This window comes from Streptomyces sp. NBC_00076 (assembly GCF_045041235.1).
GTDB lineage: Bacteria > Actinomycetota > Actinomycetes > Streptomycetales > Streptomycetaceae > Streptomyces.
This window is the reverse complement of sequence record NZ_CP108242.1, coordinates 7819642-7835641: the sequence shown is the minus strand read 5'-3', so window position 1 is coordinate 7835641 and position 16000 is coordinate 7819642. Positions and strand designations below refer to the sequence as shown.

Sequence of the window (16000 nt, the reverse complement as noted above, 5' to 3'; positions counted from 1 at the left end):
GTCGGCGTTCCCGCCCGCGCCGTTGCTGTTGGCTCAGAACATGCCGATCGCCTCAGGAGATCGAGTGCTCAGGAGATGCCGAGCTCCTTGTCGATGAAGTCGAAGACCTCGTCCGCGGACGCCGTTTCGAGCCGGGAGGAGACCGTCTCACCGTCGGCCGGGGCCTCCGCGTCGGTGTCCTTCCACTTCGCCATCAGCGCTTCGAGCCGCATGGTGATGCGCATCCGGGCGCTGTCGTCGGGCGCGATGGTGGTCAGGCCGGCCTCCAGCCGGTCCAGTTCGCGCAGGGTGGACGCCACGCCCGTGGCGTCGTCCTGGATGAGCTGGGCACGGAGGTACTGGGCCAGCGCCACGGACGTCGGGTAGTCGAACACGAGCGTGGTCGGCAGCCGCAGCCCGGTGGCCTGGCCCACGCGGTTGCGGACCTCTACCGCGGTCAGCGAGTCGAAGCCCAGCTCGCGGAAGGCCCGGTGGGCGTCCACGGCCTCCGGTCCGTCGTAGCCGAGCACGGCCGCGGCGTGAGTGCGGACCAGGTCGAGCAGGATCACCTCGCGCTCGGGCTCGGTGAGCGGGATGAGCCGGCGCCGCAGCTCCGAGGAGGAGGTGTCGTCGTCGCCCGGGTCCTCCCCAGCCGTCACCTCCAAGGCCTTGCGGACCTCGGGGAGTTCCCCGATAAGCGGGCTGGGCCGCGACGAGGTGAACGCCGGCCCGAACCGCTCCCAGTCCAGATCGGCCACCGCCAGGAACGTCTCGTCGTAGGCCACGGCCTGCGTCAGGGCCGCCACCGCGAGCTCGGGAGCCATCGGCCGCAGACCCCGACGGCGGAACTGCTCCTCCCCGTCGTCGCCCGCCATGCCGCCGCCGGCCCACAGCCCCCAGGCCACGGACGTCGCGACCAGGCCGCGCGCCCGCCGCCGCTCGGCCAGCGCGTCGAGATGCGCGTTGGCGGCGGCGTACGCCCCCTGGTTGCCGCTGCCCCACACGCCTGCGTTGGAGGAGAACAGCACGAACGCGTCCAGCTCGGCACCGTCGAGCAGCTCGTCGAGGTGAACCGCCCCGGCGACCTTGCCCTCCAGCACCCCGGCCACATCCGCCACCGACATGTCGGCCAGCGGCTGCCCCTGCCCGACCCCGGCGGCATGGAAGACGGAGCGGAGGGTGTGCCCGTCCGTGGTCAGCTGCTCCAGGAGCGCGGCGAGCGCGTCCCGGTCGGCCACGTCACAAGCCGCGACGGTGACCCGAGCGCCCAACTCCTCCAGCTCCGCCTTGAGATCGTCGGCACCGGGAGCGTCAAGGCCCCGCCGGCTGGTGAGGACGAGATGCTCGGCACCGCTGCGGGCCAGCCACCGCGCCACATGCCCACCGACAGCCCCGGTACCACCCGTGACCAGCGCCGTACCGCGGGGCGTCCATTCCGACGCAGTGTCCGCGTCCAGCGGGGCGCGCACGAAGCGCCGTACGAGGGTGCCGGAGCCGCGCACCGCAAGCTGGTCCTCGTCCCCGGCTCCCGCCAGGATCCCGGCGAACCGGGCCGCGCTGCGGGCGTCGGGGGCCGCGGGCAGGTCGACGAGACCGCCCCAGCGGTCCGGGTACTCCAGGGCCGCCACCCGGCCGAGCCCCCACAGCTGCGCCTGATCGGGCCAGGCGGCCGTGTCGGCCGGGCCGGTCGACACCGCGCCGCTCGACACCGCCCACAGCCGGGCGTCGATCCCGGCGTCGCCAAGCGCCTGGACGAGCATGACGGTGGCGGCCAGACCGGCCGTGACCGCCGGGTGGTCCTTGCGGGCGGTGGTGTCGAGGGCGAGCAGCGAGACGACACCGGTGATGCCGGCGACATCGGCGACGCCGAGCTGTTCGGCCAGCGCCTCGCGGGTCGACTCCCCCGCAGCCACGCGTACGCCGAACGTCTCCGCGCCCGCCCGGGACAGGGCCTCGACGGTTTGCGCCGCCCACGGATGGTCGGCGGCGGCGTCCGGGACGACGACCAGCCAGCGGCCGGTGAGAGTGGCGGACGGTTCGTCCCGCAGCGCCTTCCACGCGACGCGGTACCGCCAGGCGTCCACGACCGACCGCTCGCGTCGCTGCCGCCGCCAGGACGACAGCACGGGCAGTACGGCGCCGAGGGATCCCTCGTCGACGTCGACGAGCGTGGAGCTCAGCTCCTGAAGGTCCTCCCGCTCGACCGCCTCCCAGAAGCGGGCCTCCACCTCGTCCACGACCGTCCCGGCACCGTCACCGGGCGCCTCCTCCTGCGGGGAGAGGAGCCAGTAGTGGTCGCGCTGGAAGGCGTACGTGGGCAGCTCGACTGTCCTGGCCCCCGGGAAAAGGGCCTTCCAGTCCAGTTCCACGCCGTGGACGTGGGCCTCGGCGAGGGAGGTGACCATGCGGTCGGCGCCGCCTTCGTCGCGGCGCAGGGAGCCCAGCGCGGTGGCGGCCGGGTGCTCGGTGGCGTCGATGGTCGCCTGCACCGGGACGGTCAGGACCGGGTGCGGGCTCATCTCCAGGAACAGGGTGTGCCCCTCGGCCAGCAGACCCCGCGTCGCCTGCTCGAAGAGGACCGTGTGGCGGAGGTTGCGGTACCAGTAGGCGGCGTCCATCGGCTCGTCCAGCCAGGCGCCGGTCAGCGTGGAGAAGACCGGGATCTCGGGGGCGTCGGCCTTCACCGGGGACAGGGCCTCGGCCAAGTGGTCCTCGATCACCTCGACGTGGGCCGAGTGCGAGGCGTAGTCCACCGGGATGGTGCGGGCCCGGATGTCGTGCCGGTCGCAGTGGGCGACCAGCTCCCGCAGGGCCTCCGGCTCACCGCAGACCACCACCTGCGCCGGACCGTTGACGGCGGCGATGCCGATACGGCCCTCCCATGCCGTCAGGAGGTCGCGGGTGCCGTCCTCCGGCAGCATCAGCGAGACCATGCCGCCCTTGCCGGACAGCTTACGGATGGCCTGACTGCGCAGCGCGACCACGCGGGCGGCGTCCTCCAGGGAGAGCGCGCCCGCCACACACGCCGCGGCGATCTCACCCTGACTGTGACCCACCACGGCCGCGGGCCGAACACCGGCCGCCCGCCACACCTCGGCCAGCGACACCATCACCGCGAACAACACCGGCTGGACCACATCCACCCGATCGAAGTTCTCACCACCCAGCTCCTCGAACAGATCCCACTCGACGAACGCCGACAACGCTCCGGCACACTCACGCATCCGCTCCGCGAACACCGGACTGGAGCCGAGGAGCTCGACCGCCATCCCCGCCCACTGCGACCCCTGACCCGGAAACACGAACACCGGCCGCGCAGTGCCTTGAGCGGCCCGACCCGCGACGACGCCCGGCGAAGGCGTGTCCGTTTCGGCGAGGTGCCGCAGGGCGGACAGCAGCTCGTCACGGTCCGTGGCCAGCACCGCGCCCCGGTACTCGAACCGCGACCGCGCGGCCGTCAGCGACCAGGCCACGTCGGCGAGTCGTAGATCGGCGTGCGTCTGCAGATGCTCGCGCAGCCTTGCCGCCTGAGCGCGCAGAGCCTGCTCCGACTTCGCCGAGACCACCAGCGGCAACAGCGTCGACTCCACGGGCGGGACAGTCGACTCCACGGGCGAGACAAAGGCCGGCTCGTCCGTCGTATCGGTCTCGGTCTCCAGTGCCTGCTCGACGATCACGTGGGCGTTCGTACCGCTCATGCCGAACGACGAGACGCCCGCCCGACGCGGCTGACCACTCTCCGGCCACGCGCGGGCCTCGGTCAGCAGCTCGACGGCGCCCTCGGACCAGTCGACCTCGGGGGTCGGCGCGTCCACGTGCAGTGTCTGCGGCAGCGTTCCGTGCCGCATCGCCATCACCATCTTGATGATTCCGGCGACGCCCGAAGCGGCCTGCGAGTGGCCGATGTTGGACTTCACGGAGCCCAGCCACAGCGGCGCGCGGTCCGAGGGCCGCTCCTGGCCGTACGTCGCCAGCAGGGCCTGGGCCTCGATGGGGTCGCCGAGGGTGGTGCCGGTGCCGTGGGCCTCGACCGCGTCCACGTCGGCGGGCGTCAGGCGGGCGTTGGCGAGGGCGGCGCGGATCACGCGCTGCTGCGACGGCCCGTTGGGGGCCGTGAGACCGTTGCTGGCGCCGTCCTGGTTGACCGCCGAGCCTCGGACGACCGCCAGGACCCGGTGACCGTTGCGGCGGGCGTCGGAGAGACGTTCCAGGAGGATCATGCCGACGCCCTCGGCCATGCCCATGCCGTCGGCAGCCGCCGCGAAGGCCTTGCAGCGGCCGTCGGACGCCAGGCCCCGCTGCTGGCTGAAGGCGATGAGCGAACCCGGTGACGACATCACGGCCACACCGCCGGCGAGGGCCATGTCGCACTCGCCCTGCCGCAGCGCCTGCGCGGCCAGATGCAGGGCGACCAGGGAGGACGAGCAGGCCGTGTCGACCGTCACCGCCGGGCCTTCGAGGCCGAAGGTGTAGGAGATGCGGCCGGAGACCACGCTGGGCGCGCTGCCGGTCAGGACGTGGCCCTCGGCGCCCGCGGCGATCTGGCCGGGGCCGGTGCCGTAGTCCTGGTAGTTCGTCCCGACGAAGACTCCGGCGGCGCGCCCGCGCATCGCCCGGGGGTCGATGCCGGCGCGCTCGAACGCCTCCCAGGACGTCTCCAGCAGCAGCCGCTGCTGCGGGTCCATCGCCAGGGCCTCGCGCGGCGAGATCCCGAAGAAGGCCGGGTCGAAGGCGCCCGCGTCGTGCAGGAAGCCGCCGCCCCGTGCCGTGGTGGTGCCGGGGGTCTCGGGGTCGGGGTCGTGGAGGTGGTCGACGTCCCAGCCGCGGTTGGTGGGATAGCCGCCGACGACGTCGGCGCCGGAGCGCAGAACCTCCCACATGTCCTCGGGGCCGGCGATGCCGCCCGGGTAGCGGCAGCTCATCGCGACGATGGCGACCGGTTCGTCGACCGCCACGGTGTTCGGCGCGGTGGCCCCGGCCGCCGGGTCGGCGGTGGCCGCGGCGCCGAGGGCCTGGGTCCGCAGGTGGGCGGCCAGGCTCAGGCCGTTGGGGTGGTCGAAGACGACCGTCGTGGGCAGTCGCAGGCCGGTGGCCCGGCTCAGGCGGTTGCGCAGGTCGACCGCGGTGAGCGAGTCGAAGCCGAACTCGCGGAAGGCCCGTTCGGGGTCCAGGGCTCCGGCGGACTCGTAGCCCAGGACCGCGGCCGCGTGCGAGAGCACGATGTCGAGCAGGATCCGCTCCTGCTCGGGCGCGGGGAGCCCGGTCAGGCGGCGGCGCAGCTCGGAGACGGCGTCGTCGGTGTCACCGTCCGTGTCCTGCTGCTGTTCGGCCAGGACGCGCCGGGCGTCGGGCAGGTCGTTCAGCAGCGGGCGGGCGCGCCGGGAGGTGAACACCGGTACGAACCGGTCCCAGTCCACGTCGGCCACGGCGAGGAACGTCTCGTCGTCGTCCAGGACCTGCCGCATGCCCGCGAACGCCAGGTCGGGGTCGAGGAACGGCAGGCCCTGACGACGCAGCTGGTCCGGGTCCACGTCCTGGGGTGCGCTGCCGCTGCCATGCGGGTTGACGACGTTCCAGACGCCCCAGGCGATCGACGTGGCAGTCAGACCGCGCGCCCTGCGGTTCTCGGCGAGGGCGTCGAGGTAGGCGTTCCCGGCGGCATAGGCGGCGTGGTCGCCGCTGCCCCACACGCCGGCGATGGAGGAGAACAGGACGAAGGCGTCCAGCGTGTCCGTGCCGGACTCGGCGTCGGCGGCCAGGAGTTCGTCCAAAATCACGGCACCGGCGACCTTCGCCGCGACGATCTCCGCGAACGTCTCCAGCGAGGTGTTCGCCACGGAGTCGAGTTCGATGAGGGCTGCCGCGTGGATCACGGCACGCAGGGTGTGGCCGCCCTCCTTCAGCCGGTCCAACAGCGCGGCGACCGCGTCCCGGTCGGCCACGTCACACGCGGCGATGGTGACCTGGACACCCAGCTCCTCCAGCTCCTCCCGCAGTCCCTCGGCTCCGGGCGCGTCCGGGCCGCGGCGGCTGGTCAGGACGAGGTGCTCGGCGCCGTTGCGGGCCAGCCAGCGGGCTATATGGGGGCCCAGGGCGCCGGTGCCGCCGGTGACCAGGACGGTTCCGCGGGGGTTCCAGGGGGTGCGGTCGGGGTTCTTCGCCGGTGCGGTGGAGGGTTCGGCGCGGACGAGGCGGCGTACGTAGACGCCGGAGTCGCGGATGGCGAGCTGGTCCTCGTCACCGATCCCGGTTCCGGTTCCGGTTCCGGTTCCGGTTCCGGTTCCGGCGAGGATGCCGGTGAGGCGGGTCTGTGCGCGGGGGTCGGGGATAGCGGGGAGGTCGATGAGGCCACCCCAGCGGTCGGGGTGCTCCAGGGCCACGACCCGGCCGAGTCCCCAGGTCTGGGCCTGCTCGGGGCTGTCCACCCGGTCGTTGCGACCGGTCGCCACGGCTCCGCAAGACACCGCCCACAGCGGGGCGCCTGTCCCGGCGTCGCCCAGTGCCTGCACCAGCTCCACCGTGGCGGCGAGCCCGGCGGGCAGGACGGCGTACGTGCCGTGCGGCTGCTCGGCGAGGGCGAGCAGGGAGACGACGCCGACGACGTCCGTAGCGTCCGACAGTCGCTCGGCCAGTACCTCCCGCGTCATCTCGTCGGCAGTCAGCCGCAGTTCGTGCGGCTCGGCACCGGCTCGCGTCAGGGCCTCGGCGACCCCGGCGACCCACAGGTGGCCGACCGCTTCCTCCGGGACGACCATGAGCCAGCGGCCCGTGAGGGTGGTGGGTAGTCCGCTGGTCAGCGGCTTCCACTCCACCCGGTAACGCCAGCCGTCCACCACCGACCGCTCACGCCGCTGCCGCCGCCAGGAGGACAACACCGGCAGTGCGGCACCCAGTTGCTCGGACGCCGCTTCCTCGTCGACGGCCAGCTCGGCAGCCAGCTGTTCCAGGTCCTCGCGCTCCACCGCCTCCCAGAAGCGGGCGTCGATCTCGTCGCCGGTGGCCGCGGGGGCAGCGCGGGAGGCGTCCTGCGGGGAGAGGAGCCAGTAGTGGTCGCGCTGGAACGCGTACGTGGGCAGCTCGACCGTCCTGGCCCCCGGGAAGAGGGCCTTCCAGTCCAGTTCCACGCCGTGGACGTGGGCCTCGGCGAGGGAGGTGACCATGCGGTCGGCGCCGCCTTCGTCGCGGCGCAGGGAGCCCAGCGCGGTGGCGGCCGGGTGGCCGGTGGCCTCGACGGTCGCCTGCACCGGGACGGTCAGCACCGGGTGCGGGCTCATCTCCAGGAACAGCGTGTGCCCCTCGGCCAGCAGACCCCGCGTCGCCTCCTCGAACAGCACCGTGTGGCGGAGATTGCGGTACCAGTAGCCGGCGTCCATCGGCTCGTCCAGCCACGCGCCGGTCAGCGTGGAGAACACCGGGATGTCGGGGGTTCGCGGTGCGACGGGGGCCAGGGACTGATCGAGCTGGTCCTCGATGGCCTCCACCTGTACCGAGTGGGAGGCGTAGTCCACCGGGATGGTCCGCGCCCGGACGTCATTCCGCTCGCAGTGAGCGACCAGCTCCCGCAAGGCCTCCGGCTCACCGCAGACCACCACCTGCGCCGGACCGTTCACCGCGGCGACATCGATACGGCCCTCCCAGCCGCCGATCAGCTCCCCAACCTCCCCGATCGGCAACGGCACCGACACCATGCCACCCCGCCCGGACAACGCCCGGATCGCCTGACTGCGCAGCGCGACCACGCGGGCGGCGTCCTCCAGGCAGAGCGCACCCGCCACACACGCCGCAGCGATCTCACCCTGACTGTGACCCACCACAGCCGCAGGCTCAACACCCGCCGCCCGCCACACCTCGGCCAGCGACACCATCACCGCGAACAACACCGGCTGGACCACATCCACCCGATCGAAGTTCTCACCACCCAGCTCCTCGAACAGATCCCACTCGACGAACCCCGACAACGCCCCCGCACACTCACGCATCCGCTCCGCGAACACCGGACTGGAGCCGAGGAGCTCGACCGCCATCCCCGCCCACTGCGACCCCTGACCCGGAAACACGAACACCGGCCGCACAGTGCCCGGAGCGGCCCGACCCGCGACCACACCCGGAGAGGGGGCGTCCGTCCCGGCCAACCGCTCCAGCCCCGCCAGCAGCTCCTCCCGGTCCCGGCCCAGCACCACACCCCGATGCTCGAATCGCGACCGCGCGGCCGTCAGCGACCAGGCCACGTCGGCGAGTTCGGAACCGGACGTCATGTGCTCCCGCAGCCGCGCCGCCTGCCCCCGCAGCGCGTCCTCGGACTTGGCCGACAGCACCAACGGCACCACACCCGACACCACCGGTTCCGACGGCGTCTCGCCCTCGGCCGGTTCCTCAGCCGGCGTCTGTTCCACGATGACGTGCGCGTTGGTGCCGCTCACACCGAAGGACGACACGCCGGCCCGACGCGGGTGGTCGCTCTGCGGCCATTCACGGGTCTCGGGAAGGAGTTCCACGGCACCGGCCGACCAGTCGACCTCGGGGGTCGGCTCGTCGAAGTTGAGCGTGGGGGGCAGCACGCCGTGCCGCATCGCGAGGATCATCTTGATGACCCCGGCGACACCGGCGGCGGCCTGCGTGTGCCCGATGTTGGACTTCACCGAGCCGAGGAGGAGCGGCCGGTCGTCGGGCCGGTCCTTGCCGTAGGTGGCGATGAGCGCCTGCGCCTCGATCGGGTCGCCGAGGGGCGTGCCGGTGCCGTGGGCCTCGACCGCGTCCACGTCGGCGGGCGTCAGGCGGGCGTTGGCGAGGGCGGCGCGGATCACGCGCTGCTGCGACGGCCCGTTGGGGGCCGTGAGACCGTTGCTGGCGCCGTCCTGGTTCACGGCCGAGCCTCGGAGGACCGCCAGGACCCGGTGGCCGTTGCGGCGGGCGTCGGAGAGGCGTTCGAGGACGAGCATGCCGACGCCCTCGCCCCAGCTGGTGCCGTCGGCCGCGGCGGCGAAGGGCTTGCAGCGGCCGTCGGGGGCGAGGCCCCGCTGGCGGCTGAAGTCGATGAAGGTACCGGCGGTGGGCATCACCGTGACGCCACCCGCGAGGGCCAGGGTGCACTCGTCCTGCCGCAGTGCCTGCGCGGCCAGGTGCAGGGCGACCAGGGACGACGAGCAGGCCGTGTCGACCGTCACCGCCGGGCCTTCGAGGCCGAAGGTGTAGGAGATGCGGCCCGAGGCGATGGCGCCGGAGGTTCCGGTGCCGAGGTAGCCCTCGACGCCCTCGGGGACGCTCGTGAGGTGTGAGCCGTACTCGTGGTAGATCAGGCCGGCGAACACGCCCGTTCGGCTGCCGTGCAGGGCGGCCGGGTCGATGCCGGCCCGCTCGAACGCCTCCCAGGACGTCTCCAGCAGCAGCCGCTGCTGCGGGTCCATCGCCAGGGCCTCGCGCGGCGAGATACCGAAGAAAGCGGCGTCGAACTCGCCCGCGTCGTGCAGGAAACCGCCCTCGCGGGCGTAGCTCGTACCGGAGTTCTCCGGGTCGGGGTCGTAGAGCGCCCCCAGATCCCAGCCACGGCCGTCCGGGAACTCGGTGATCGCCTCCTCCCCGTCGGTGAGCAGGCGCCAGAGGTCCTCCGGTGTCCGCACGCCGCCGGGGAAGCGGCAGCTCATGCCGACGATCGCGATCGGCTCGTCGAGCACCGCGGCCTGCTGCGCCGCCTCGCGGATGGTGGACGGTACGGCCGCCTCGGCGTCGGCTCCGAGGAGTTCCGTGCGCAGGTGTGCGGCGAGGGCCTTGGGGGTCGGGTAGTCGAAGATCAGCGAGGCGGGCAGGCGGAGTCCCGCCGCGGCGGTGAGGCGGTTGCGGAGTTCGACGGCGGTGAGGGAGTCGAAGCCCAGCTCCTTGAACGCCTTCGTCGCCACGACATCGTCCGGCGAGGCGTATCCGAGTACGCCGGCGACCTGCGCGCGGACCAGATCCAGCACCGCCTGGTCACGGTTCTCCGGTACCAGAGCGGCCAGTTGGTCGGCGAAGGACGTACCACCGCCGGTCGTCGCGGCGATCTCGACGACGCGCCGGGTGCGGTTGCCGCGGATGAGGGTGCGGAAGAGTGGCGGTACGTGTACGCCGAACTGCGCCCGCAGGGCTCGCAGGTCGAGCTTCATCGCCACCAGCGCGCCACCGGAGGTCTCCACTCCCGCATCCAGCAGGGCCAGACCCTCCCCGGCGTCCAGGGCGTTGACCCCCGCCCGCCGCATCCGCTCCACATCACCCGACCCCAGGGAACCGGCCATACCACCCTGCTCGGCCCACAACCCCCACGCCAGCGACGTCGCCGGCAGCCCCCGCGCACGCCGGTACTCGGCCAACGCGTCCAAGAACGCGTTCGCCGCGGCGTAGTTCGCCTGCCCCGCACTGCCCAGCACACCAGCCGCCGAGGAGAACAACACGAACGCCGACAGATCCCGATCCGCGGTCAACTCGTGCAGGTTCAGCGCCGCGTCCACCTTCGGCCGCAACACCCCCTCCAGACGTTCGCGGCTCAGCGAAGTGAACACACCATCGTCCACCACACCCGCCACATGCACCACCGCCGACAGATCAGCGACACCCTCCAGCAGCGAGGCCAGCGCCTCCCGGTCCGCCACATCACAGGCAGCGATCGACACCCGTGCGCCCAGCGCCTCCAGCTCCGCACGCACCTCACCCGCGCCAGGCGCCGCCTCACCACGACGGGAGACCAGCAACAGCTCCCGCACCCCGTGCCGCTCCGCCAGATGCCGGGCCACCAGCCGACCCAGACCACCCAACGCACCCGTCACCAGAACCGTCCCCGACGCCTCCAACGAAGACGCCTCCAACGAAGACGGCAGAGTCAGCACCACCTTGCCCACATGCCGGGCCTGACTCAGATACCGGAAAGCATCGACCGCCCGACGCACATCCCACGCCCGCACCGGCAACGGCTCCAGCACGCCACGCCCGAACAGCTCCATGACCTCGGTGAGCATCTCGCGCACACGGTCGGGCGATATCTGCGCGAGGTCGAAGCTGGTGTAATCCACGCCGGGGTGGTGCTGGGCGACGGTTCCGGGATCACGCAGGTCGGTCTTGCCCATCTCCACGAACCGGCCACCGCCCGGCAGCAGCCGCAGCGAGGCATCCACGAACTCGCCCGCCAGCGAGTTCAGCACCACATCCACACCACGCCCGTCCGTGGCCCGCAGCAGGTGATCGGCGAAGTCGACCGACCGTGATGACGCGATCCGCGATTCGTCGACTCCCAGGCCGCGCACCACGTCCCACTTGCCGGTGCTCGCCGTCGCGAACACCTCCGCGCCCCAATGCCGCGCCAGCTGCACCGCCGCCATTCCCACACCACCCGCGGCCGCGTGCACCAGCACCCGCTCACCCGCACGCACCCCCGCCAGGTCGCGTAGTGCGAACCACGCCGTCAGAAACACGGTCGGCACCGAGGCCGCCTGGGCGAAGGACCAGCCGTCGGGCATGCGCGCCACCAACCGGGCGTCGGCCACCACCACCGGGCCGAAGCCACCGTCCAACAGGCCCAACACCCGGTCGCCGACCGCCACATGAGACACCTCGGGACCCACTTCGAGCACGACACCCGCGCCCTCGGTGCCCATCTCCGCATCACCGGGATACATCCCCAGCGCGATCAGCACATCCCGGAAGTTCACGCCGGCGGCGCGCACCGCGACCCGCACCTCACCCGCGCCGAGCTCGCGCTCCGCACCGGCCTCCGCGTCGGCAAGGAGCGCCAAGTTCTCCAGCGTCCCTGGCTCCCGCGAACCCAACCGCCACGCTCCCGAGGCAGGGACCGCAAGCCCGGCCCCCGCGGCCTTCACCAGCCGCGGCGACCACACCACGCCCTCGCGAAGCGCGACCTCCGACTCCTCACCGCCGGCGACCTCCAGCACCCGCTCCCAGGACTCGGCACGGCCGTCCACATCCACCAGCACCACACGCCCCGGATGCTCCGACACCGCCGACCGCACCAGCCCCCACACCGCGGCACCCACCGGATCCGCCACCACACCACCAGCACCCACCGCGCCCTCAGTCACCACCACAACGCGCGACTCACCAGCACCCCCGAACCGCAACCACGCACCCACCTCGTCCAGCACACCACCCACAACCGACCGCACCACATCAGCAGACGCGACACCGGACACGGCACCGGGCACCAGGACCGGCACCACCACACACTCCGGCGCCTCCAGACCCCCCTCCACCGCAGCGATCAAAGACCCCACGTCCGCGAACACCCCAGCACCCTCGAAGCCGCCAGAACCGTCCCCGACCACCGCACAGGAACCACCAGCCACCCCACCACCCACAACCGACCCGACAGCCCACTCCACCCGCAGCAACGAGTCGTGCTCGCCGCCGGCGGCCGGGGTGTCGAGGTCGTCCGCGCTGAGGGCGCGCAGGACGAGGGAGTCGACGGAAGCGACCGGTCGGCCCGTGTCGTCGGCGACTGCCAGGGTCACCGAACCGGATTCGGCCGCGGTCAGCCGTACGCGCAGTACGGACGCGCCGGTGGCGAACAGGGACACACCGCTCCACGAGAACGGCAGGCGCGCCTGACCGTCACCGGCGGCGGTGAAGGCGATCGCGTGCAGGCTCGCGTCGAGCAGGGCGGGGTGCAGGCCGTACTCGGCGGCATCGGTGCGGTGCTCGTCCGGCAGCGCGACCTCGGCGAAGACCTCGTCCCCGCGGCGCCAGACGGACCGTACTCCCTGGAACGCGGGACCGTAGCCGAGGCCGGCTGCGGCGAAACCTGCGTAGAGGTCATCGCTCTCCACGGCGACGGCGTCGGACGGCGGCCACTGCGTCAGTTCGAAGCCGGCCTCCGCTCCTTCGGCGGCGCTCAGGACGCCGGTCGCGTGCCGGATCCACGGTTCGTCGAGTACGCCGTCGGGGTCGCCCTGGCCGCGCGAGTGCAGCGTGAACGTGCGCCGCCCGGTCTCGTCAGGCTCCTCGACCCAGAGCTGGAGCTGCCGGCCGTCGCCGTTCTCGGGCAGCACCAGCGGGGCTTCCAGGATCAGTTCCTCGAGCAGGTCACAGCCGAGTTCGTCCCCGGCGCGCACGGCGAGTTCGACGAAGGCCGTGCCCGGCAGCAGCACCTCGCCGCCGACGGTGTGGTCGGCGAGCCAAGGGTGCGAGTCGACCGACAGCAGGCTGGTGAACAGCCGCGTGTCACTCCCCGCGACCTGGACACGGGCGCCGAGCAGTGGATGATCGGCAGCCAGGAGACCGGCCGAGGTCACGTCACCCGTGAGCGCCGGGGCGTGCAGCCAGAAGCTCTCGTGCTGGAAGGGGTAGGTGGGCAGGTCGACGCGGCGGCGGGTCTCGGTGGGGGCGAGGAGCGGGGTCCAGTCGACGGTCGCGCCTCGGACGTGGGCCTGGGCCAGGGCGGCCAGGAAGGTGTCCGGTTCCGGGCGGTCCTTGCGCAGGGCGGGGATCAGGCCCGCCTGGGCTTCGGGGGTGGTGAGGGTGTCGTGAGCCATCGCGGTCAGGACCGCGTCCGGGCCCAGCTCGACGACGGTCGTGACACCGTCGGCCGCCAGGGTGGTCAGACCGTCGTGGAAGCGGACCGCCTCACGGACGTGGCGGACCCAGTAGTCCGGGTCCTGAAGCTCCTCCGCCGTGGCCATGCGGCCGGTCAGATTCGACACGACCGGCAGACTCGGCGCCTCGTAGGTGAGCCCCTCGGCGACCTGCCGGAAGTCATCCAGCATCGGTTCCATCAACGGCGAGTGGAACGCGTGGGAGACGCGCAGCCACCGCGTCTTACGACCCTCAGCCTTGAAGGTTTCCGCGAGAGCCTCCAGGGCGGCACGGTCACCGGACAGGACCACCTGCGACGGCCCGTTCACCGCCGCCACACCCACCGCACCTTCCAGCAAAGGCGCTACATCCTCCTCAGCGGCCTGCACCGCGAGCATGGCGCCACCCTCAGGCAACGCCTGCATCAACCGGCCCCGGGCCGCCACCAGCCGCACCGCATCCTGAAGCGACCACAGCCCCGCCACATAAGCCGCCACCAGCTCACCCACCGAGTGCCCACCGAGCACCTCCGGCCGCAACCCGAACGACTCCGCAAGCCGAAACAGCGCCACCTCGACCGCGAACAACGCCGGCTGCGCGTACCCGGTCTGCTCCAACGCCTCAGCCTCAGAGCCGAACAACACCTCGGCCAACGGCCGCTCCAGCAACGGATCGAAGTGGGCACACACCTCGTCGAGAGCGTCCGCGAAGACGGGAAACGTCTGGTACAGCTCCCGCCCCATCCCCGGCCGCTGACTGCCCTGCCCGGTGAACAACACCCCGAGCCGACCCTCGACCACCGACCCGGACACCACCCCCGGACCACCGGAAGCCAGCGCCTCCAGGCCCTGGAGGAAGTCGTCACGGCCCCTGCCGAGGATCACCGCCCGGTGCTCCAGCACCGCCCGCGCGGACAACAGCGACCAGCCCACATCGCCGGCATCCAGGTCGCCGCGGGAGCCCGCATACGCACGCAGCCGTTCCACCTGCTCACGCAGGGCGTCGTCGTCGCTTGCGGACACCAGCCACGGCACCACACCGAACGGCGCAGGTGCCGCGGTGGCAGGCTTTTCCTCGGCCGGCGCCTGCTCGACGATGACATGCGCGTTCGTGCCGCTCACACCGAACGACGACACACCCGCCCGACGCGGCGCGTCGTCCCGCTCCGGCCACTCCCGAGCCTCCGTCAGCAGCTCAACCGCACCAGCCGACCAGTCCACATGCGAACTCGGCGCATCCACATGCAGCGTCCGCGGCAACACACCCTGCCGCATCGCCATCACCATCTTGATCACACCGGCCACACCCGCGGCAGCCTGCGTATGCCCGATGTTCGACTTCACCGACCCCAGCCACAACGGCCGATCCTCCGACCGCCCCTGCCCGTACGTGGCCAGCAACGCCTGCGCCTCGATCGGGTCACCCAACGTCGTACCAGTCCCGTGTCCTTCCACCACGTCGACCTGCTCGGGTGCGAGCCGGGCGTTGGCGAGCGCCTGGAGGATCACTCGTTGCTGCGAGGGGCCGTTGGGGGCGGTGAGGCCGTTGCTGGCGCCGTCCTGGTTCACGGCCGAGCCGCGGACGACCGCGAGCACCGGGTGCCCGTTGCGCCGGGCGTCGGAGAGCCGCTCCAGGAGGAGCAGGCCGACGCCCTCGCCCCAGCCGGTGCCGTCGGCGGCGTCGGAGTACGGCTTGCAGCGGCCGTCGGTGGAGAGGCCGCCCTGCTTGCTGAAGTCGACGAAGGTGCCGGGCGTGAACATCACGGTGACACCGCCGGCGAGGGCGAGGTTGCACTCGCCCTGCCGCAGCGCCTGTGCCGCCAGGTGCAGGGCGACCAGCGACGACGAGCACGCCGTGTCCACGGTCACCGCCGGGCCTTCGAGGCCGTACACGTACGAGACGCGGCCGGAGACGATGCTGCTGGACGCGCCGGTGCCCAGGTAGCCCTGGACCTCCTCGGGGACGGTGTGCAGCCGGGAGGCGTAGTCGTGGTACATGACGCCGGCGAAGACTCCGGTGCGGCTGCCGCGCAGCGTCGTGGGGTCGATGCCGGCCCGCTCGAACAGTTCCCAGGAGGTCTCCAGCAACAGTCGCTGCTGCGGGTCGGTGGCCAGGGCCTCGCGCGGTGAGATGCCGAAGAAGCTGGCGTCGAAGCGGTCCGCGTCGTGCAGGAAGCCGCCTTCGCGGGCGTAGCTCGTGCCGGGGTTGTCCGGGTCGGGGTCGTGGAGGGCGTCGGGGTCCCAGCCGCGGGTGGTGGGGAAGGGGGTCAGAGCGTCGGTCCCGTCGGCGACGAGCTTCCACAGCTCCTCCGGGTTGCCGACCCCGCCGGGGTAGCGGCAGCTCATCGCGACGATGGCGATGGGCTCCTGGTCGCGCTCCTCCATCTCGCGCAGAAGACGACGAGCCTGACGCAGGTCGGAGGTCGTCCGCTTGAGGTAATCGCGCAGCTTGTCCTCGTTCGACATTGCTCCGT

At 72.3% G+C, this 16000-nt stretch carries 1 protein-coding gene; it reads right to left on the bottom strand.

The genetic code is table 11. The annotated features are described in order from the left end of the window. Nucleotides 1–68: 68 nt before the first annotated feature. Nucleotides 69–15992: a type I polyketide synthase gene (locus OHA64_RS35210; RefSeq protein WP_405620122.1), complete on the bottom strand. Its 15924-nt coding sequence runs from the start codon at nucleotides 15990–15992 to the stop codon at nucleotides 69–71. Between the last annotated feature and the right edge of the window lie 8 nt (nucleotides 15993–16000).